The following is a 5,631-nucleotide window of genomic DNA, read 5'->3' on the forward strand; positions in this document are numbered from 1 at the left end:
GTGGAGCCGAGGGGGATCGAACCCCTGACCTTCGCAATGCCATTGCGACGCTCTCCCAGCTGAGCTACGGCCCCATATCTCTTGGGAAGGCGACGCCCTTAACCGGGCGGCGCGGGCTTGGCAAGCGCCCTTTTCACCGCGAAAAGCGCGCCCGCCAAGCAGGGGTCATCAGCGCTCTTCGTCGTCGCTGCCGGTCTCGACGCCCAGATCGTCGTCGCCGCCCAGATCGACCTCGTCATCGGGCGAGGGTTCGCCCGCGTCATCGGCCAGATCCAGATCCTCGGCGGCATCTTCCAGCAGCGCGTCCTCATCCTTGGCATGCACGGCCTTGGGCGCGTCGAACGGCATCGGCTGCTTCGACTTCAGGATCGGCTCGGGCTCCCACGCATGCCCGCAATTGATGCAGGTGACGGGGTCGTCCTTGGTCAGATCATAAAAACGCGTTGCGCATTTCGGGCACGTCCGCTTCGTGCCCCATTCCGGTTTCACCATCGGGTGACCTTTCGATTCAATCAATTGAACGGGAGCCTGCCGGGAAACCGGCAAATCGGCGGGCGCCTTGCCATAGCGCGGCGGCGCTGTCAAAGCCGCCGCGCGATGATGCCCCCGCCCCCCCTGCACCGCACCCTTGCCGCCACCGGCCCGCTGACCGGCGGCGTGACCGTGCCCGGCGACAAGTCGATCAGCCACCGCGCGCTGATGCTGGCCGCGCTGGCAGTTGGCGAAAGCCGGATCGAGGGGCTGCTGGAGGGCGAGGATGTGCTGGCCACCGCCGCCGCGCTCCGCGCCATGGGCGCGCGGATCGAGCGGGGCGCGGCCGGCGACTGGCGCGTGTGGGGCGTGGGCGTCGGCGGGCTGCTGCAACCCGGCCAGGCACTCGACATGGGCAATTCGGGCACCTCGACCCGGCTGCTGATGGGGCTGGTCGCCAGCCACCCGATCACCGCCACCTTCATTGGCGACGCCTCGCTGTCGCGCCGGCCGATGGCGCGCGTCATCACGCCGCTGTCCGTCATGGGGGCAGACATCACCGCCAGCCCCGGCGGCCGGCTGCCGCTGATGCTGCGCGGTGCCTGCCCGGCGGTGCCGATCCGCTACACCCTGCCGGTCGCCTCCGCCCAAGTGAAGTCGGCCGTGCTGCTGGCCGGGCTCAACACCCCCGGCATCACAAGCGTGATCGAACCGGTGCCGACCCGCGACCATAGCGAGCGGATGCTGGCCGGCTTCGGCGCCGCGCTGACAGTGGAGGACAGCCCCGAGGGCCGCATCATCTCGATCACCGGCGAGGCGGAGCTGCGGCCCCAGCAGATCGTCGTGCCGGGCGACCCGTCGTCGGCGGCGTTCTTCATGGTCGCGGCGTCGATCGTGCCGGGGTCCGACATCGTCATCGGCAATGTCGGCATGAACCCGACCCGCACCGGCCTCATCACCGCGCTCAGGCTGATGGGCGCCGATATCAGCGAGATCGACGCCCGCGAGGTCGGCGGGGAGCCGGTCGCCGACCTGCGCGTCCGCCATGCCCCGCTCACCGCCATCACCGTGCCGCCCGACCTCGCGCCGAGCATGATCGACGAATATCCCGCACTTTTCGTCGCCGCCGCCTTCGCCCAGGGAACGACCCGTGCGCTGGGTGCCGAGGAGCTGCGCGTGAAGGAGTCGGACCGGATCGCCGCGATGGCAACCGCGCTCGGCGCGATCGGCGCGCGGGTGACCGAGCACCGCGACGGTCTGGAGATCGCCGGCACCGGCGGCGAGCCGCTCCCAGGCGGCGCGACGGTGGCGACGCTGCTCGACCACCGGATCGCGATGAGCCTGGCGATTGCCGCGCTCCACTGCCGGGCGCCGGTCACGCTCGACGATGCAGCGCCTGTCGCCACCAGCTTCCCCGACTTTTTCAGCCGGCTTGACGCGCTGGCCGGCAACGGGGTTTAGGGAGCGTCATGATCATTGCCGTCGACGGACCGGCCGCCTCGGGCAAGGGCACCATCGCCCGGGCGCTGGCCCGCCATTATCATCTGCCGCACCTGGACACCGGGCTGCTCTATCGCGCGGTGGCGTTCAACCTGCTGCAGCATGAGCTCGACCCGACCATCGAAGCCGATGGCGTTGCCAGCTGCGGCTTTGACGAGGAACTGCTCGCCAACCCGGCGCTGCGCGACGATGCGGTGGGCAAGGCCGCGTCGATCGTTTCCGCCCATCCGCTGGTTCGCGCCGCGCTCATCCAGCGGCAGAAGCGCTTTGCGCAGCAGCCGGGCGGCGCCGTGCTCGACGGCCGCGACATCGGCACCGTCATCGCGCCGGACGCGGACGTGAAGCTGTTCGTGCGCGCCACTCCCAATATCCGCGCCCAGCGCCGCCATGCCGAACTGCGCGCGCAAGGCATGAATGTCAGCCTCGACCGCGTGCTGGCCGACATCCGCGCCCGCGACCTGCGCGACTCGAGCCGCGCCACCGCCCCGCTCGCGATGGCGCCCGACGCCTCGTTGCTCGACACCAGCTTCCTGTCGATCGAGGCGGCGGTGAAGCGCGCGGTCGAAATCGTCGAAGCGCGGCGCAGAATTTCCGCTTGAAGCTGTCCTAACGTCATCCGCTACGCCACCGGCAACCGGCAGGAGAATGGCGATGCGGTGGATGAGGCGGATTGCTTGGGGATGCGGCACGATTGCGGCGGTGATCGTCGCTGCCGGTGCGGTGCTTTGGGTATGGCGCCCATGGGTGCCGCCGGTGGAGATGACCGCACCCGGTGCGACTGGCCGGCGCGTCTCCATCGGCGGCTGGCCGGGCAACTACTATCCTGCCCCCATCCCCGGCCGCCGGCCTGCCATCCTGTTGCTGGGCGGATCAGAAGGCGGGCTGGGGTCAAGCGCGTCGACGATAGCGCGCGCGCTTCAGCATTATGGCTATGCGGTGCTGCACCTGTCCTATTTCCGTGCGCCGGGGCAGCCGCAGGCGCTGGTGCGGGTGCCGCTGGAAGGGTTCGACGCGGGGCTTGCGTGGCTGCGCGCTCAGCCGGGGGTGGATGCCGGCCGCATCGGCATCATCGGCGGATCGAAGGGCGCCGAGGCCGCGCTCGTCATTGCCAGCCGCACGCCCGGTCTGCGCGCAGTGGTGGCGGGAATGCCGTCCAGCGTGGTGTGGCCCGGCTTTGCCTGGGAAGCAACGCCCGTCGTCGGCGCCTCATGGACGGCGGGCGGGCGCGACCTGCCCAGCCTGCCCTATGGCCGGGGCAGTTTTTCGGAAGGCATCATCTCTGTCTACCGGCGCGGGCTGGATGGCCTTCGCACCCATGCCGATGCCGCCATCCCGATCGAACGATCGCCCGCACCGGTGCTGCTGATTTGCGGCGAGAAGGACAGTCTGTGGCCTTCCTGCCCCATGGGGCGCCAGCTGGCCGCGCGCGACGCCCGCGTCACGCTGCTCCATTATGCCGATGCCGGGCACGGGGTGTTCGGGCCGCCGCTGTCGCCGGACGATCCCCGGCGAAACCGGCTCGGCGCGCTGGGCGGATCGGCGGAGGGCAACAATGCCGCCCGGCGTGACGGCTGGCCCAAGGTGCTGGCCTTTCTCGACCGCGCGCTTGCAAAATAGCGCGCCTGCCGCTATGCGCGCCACGTCCACCGGGCAGGTGCTCGTGGGGGTGTGGCGCGGAAGAATGCTTCCTGCGCCCTTTTCGCTTTGGTGATGCCTCCTCCTGATCACCGGCCCGCGGGATGCTGCACCGGCATGCGGCCGGCGTGGCGGATCGGCCAAAAGACCGCCGGAGACAACCGGCTGGCCGGAAAAATGAACGATTAGGATCATCCAGACTTATGGCCACTTCGGCGAACCCCACCCGCGACGATTTCGCGGCCCTGCTTGAACAAACGCTTGGCGATGCCGACGGCTTTGAAGGCCGCGTCGTGAAGGGCACCGTTACCGCGATCGAGAATGACCTGGCCGTCATCGACGTCGGCCTGAAGTCCGAAGGCCGCGTGCCGCTGCGCGAGTTCGCGATGCCCGGCCAGAAGGCCGACCTGAAGGTGGGCGACGAAGTCGAGGTCTATGTCGACCGCGTCGAGAACGTCCATGGCGAAGCGATGCTCAGCCGCGACCGCGCCCGCCGCGAAGCCGCCTGGGATCTGCTCGAAGCCGAATTCGCCAAGGGCTCGCGCGTTGAAGGCGTCATCTTCGGCCGCGTGAAGGGCGGCTTCACCGTCGACCTGAACGGCGCCGTCGCCTTCCTGCCCGGCAGCCAGGTGGACATCCGCCCGGTGCGCGACGTCACCCCGCTGATGGATATTCCCCAGCCCTTCCAGATCCTGAAGATGGACCGCAAGCGCGGCAACATCGTCGTCTCGCGCCGCGCGATCCTCGAGGAAACCCGCGCCGAGCAGCGTTCTGGCCTGATCATGAGCCTGGCCGAGAACCAGGTGATCGACGGCGTGGTGAAGAACATCACCGACTATGGCGCCTTTGTCGACCTGGGCGGCATCGACGGCCTGCTCCACGTCACCGACCTCAGCTACAAGCGGGTCAACCACCCGTCCGAAGTGCTGAACATCGGCGACACGGTGCGCGTGCAGATCATCCGCATCAACAAGGACACGCAGCGCATCTCGCTCGGCATGAAGCAGCTTGAGAGCGATCCGTGGGATGCGGTTGCCGCGAAATACCCGATCGGCGCCAAGCTGTCGGGCCGCGTGACCAACATCACCGAATATGGCGCTTTCGTCGAGCTGGAGCCGGGCATCGAAGGCCTGGTCCACGTGTCTGAAATGAGCTGGACCAAGAAGAACGTCCACCCCGGCAAGATCGTCTCCACCAGCCAGGAAGTCGATGTCGTGGTGCTCGAGGTTGATGCCGAGAAGCGCCGCGTGTCGCTGGGGCTGAAGCAGGCCCAGGCCAATCCGTGGGAAAAGTTCGCCGCCGAACACCCGGTCGGCTCGGTCGTCGAGGGCGAAGTGAAGAACGCCACCGAATTCGGCCTGTTCATCGGCCTCGACAACGATGTCGACGGCATGGTGCACATGTCGGACATCGCCTGGGGCGTTTCGGGTGAGGACGCGCTCAACCTGCACCGCAAGGGTGAGATGGTGAAGGTCGTCGTGCTCGACATCGACCCCGAGAAGGAGCGCATTTCGCTCGGCATGAAGCAGCTGGAGCGCGGCGGCGTGCCGACCCCGGCCACCGCCGATGCCGGCTCGCGGCTTCAGAAGAACGCGATCGTCACCGTCACCGTGCTGGAAGTGCGCGACGCCGGGCTGGAAGTGCAGGCCGGCGACGGCGGCCCGACCGGCTTCATCAAGCGCACCGATCTCGGCCGCGACCGCGACGAGCAGCGCCCGGAACGCTTCCAGGTCGGCCAGAAGTTCGACGCGCTGGTGACCGGTTTCGACCGCTCGAAGAAGCCGACCTTCTCGGTGAAGGCGATGCAGATCGCCGAGGAGAAGGAAGCGGTGGCGCAATATGGCTCGTCCGACTCGGGCGCGTCGCTGGGCGACATTCTGGGCGAAGCGCTCAAGGCCCGCACCGAAAAGACCAAATAAGCTTGTCCGGATGGGGGCTGGAAACGTTTCCAGTCCCCATTTTGAGGCGGACTATGTTACAATTGCTCTGCACAAGATTGGGACGGAAGTGTAACGTCCTCCCAAT

Annotated in this window: 5 protein-coding genes and 1 tRNA gene; 4 read left to right on the plus strand and 2 right to left on the minus strand. The window is 68.2% G+C overall.

Annotation, left to right across the window (positions count from 1 at the left end; translation table 11 throughout):
• Window position 1 precedes the first annotated feature (1 nt).
• Window positions 2-74 (minus strand) — tRNA-Ala (locus K2Y03_RS10340).
• A gap of 94 nt (window positions 75-168) precedes the next feature.
• On the minus strand, window positions 169-492 hold the full coding sequence (locus K2Y03_RS10345) for a TIGR02300 family protein (RefSeq protein ID WP_294090562.1): 324 nt from the start codon (window positions 490-492) through the stop codon (window positions 169-171).
• Between the two features lie 105 nt (window positions 493-597).
• Between K2Y03_RS10345 and aroA the strand changes: the two genes are divergently transcribed.
• The 4 genes from aroA to rpsA all read left to right on the plus strand — a co-directional run bounded on the left by aroA (window position 598) and on the right by rpsA (window position 5,525).
• Entirely contained in the window at window positions 598-1,932 is a 1,335-nt protein-coding gene (aroA, locus tag K2Y03_RS10350; protein ID WP_294090564.1) for a 3-phosphoshikimate 1-carboxyvinyltransferase, read from the plus strand.
• Window positions 1,933-1,940: 8 nt separating this feature from the next.
• Window positions 1,941-2,570: a d(CMP) kinase gene (locus tag K2Y03_RS10355; RefSeq protein ID WP_294090566.1), complete on the plus strand. Its 630-nt coding sequence runs from the start codon at window positions 1,941-1,943 to the stop codon at window positions 2,568-2,570.
• Between the two features lie 61 nt (window positions 2,571-2,631).
• Window positions 2,632-3,588: an acyl-CoA thioester hydrolase/BAAT C-terminal domain-containing protein gene (locus tag K2Y03_RS10360; RefSeq protein ID WP_294090568.1), complete on the plus strand. Its 957-nt coding sequence runs from the start codon at window positions 2,632-2,634 to the stop codon at window positions 3,586-3,588.
• Window positions 3,589-3,809: 221 nt separating this feature from the next.
• Window positions 3,810-5,525, plus strand: a complete 1,716-nt coding sequence (gene rpsA / locus K2Y03_RS10365) for a 30S ribosomal protein S1 (protein WP_294090569.1) — start codon at window positions 3,810-3,812, stop codon at window positions 5,523-5,525.
• The last annotated feature ends 106 nt before the right edge of the window (window positions 5,526-5,631 follow it).

This window comes from Sphingomonas sp., from assembly GCF_019746015.1.
GTDB lineage: Bacteria > Pseudomonadota > Alphaproteobacteria > Sphingomonadales > Sphingomonadaceae > Sphingomonas.

Bases quoted from the DNA above. Each gene is read 5' to 3' on its own strand.
- aroA (WP_294090564.1), top strand. From the start codon at position 598: ATGATGCCCCCGCCCCCCCTGCACCGCACCCTTGCCGCCACCGGCCCG.
- K2Y03_RS10360 (WP_294090568.1), top strand. From the start codon at position 2,632: ATGAGGCGGATTGCTTGGGGATGCGGCACGATTGCGGCGGTGATCGTC.
- rpsA (WP_294090569.1), top strand. From the start codon at position 3,810: ATGGCCACTTCGGCGAACCCCACCCGCGACGATTTCGCGGCCCTGCTT.
- K2Y03_RS10355 (WP_294090566.1), top strand. From the start codon at position 1,941: ATGATCATTGCCGTCGACGGACCGGCCGCCTCGGGCAAGGGCACCATC.
- K2Y03_RS10345 (WP_294090562.1), bottom strand. From the start codon at position 492: ATGGTGAAACCGGAATGGGGCACGAAGCGGACGTGCCCGAAATGCGCA.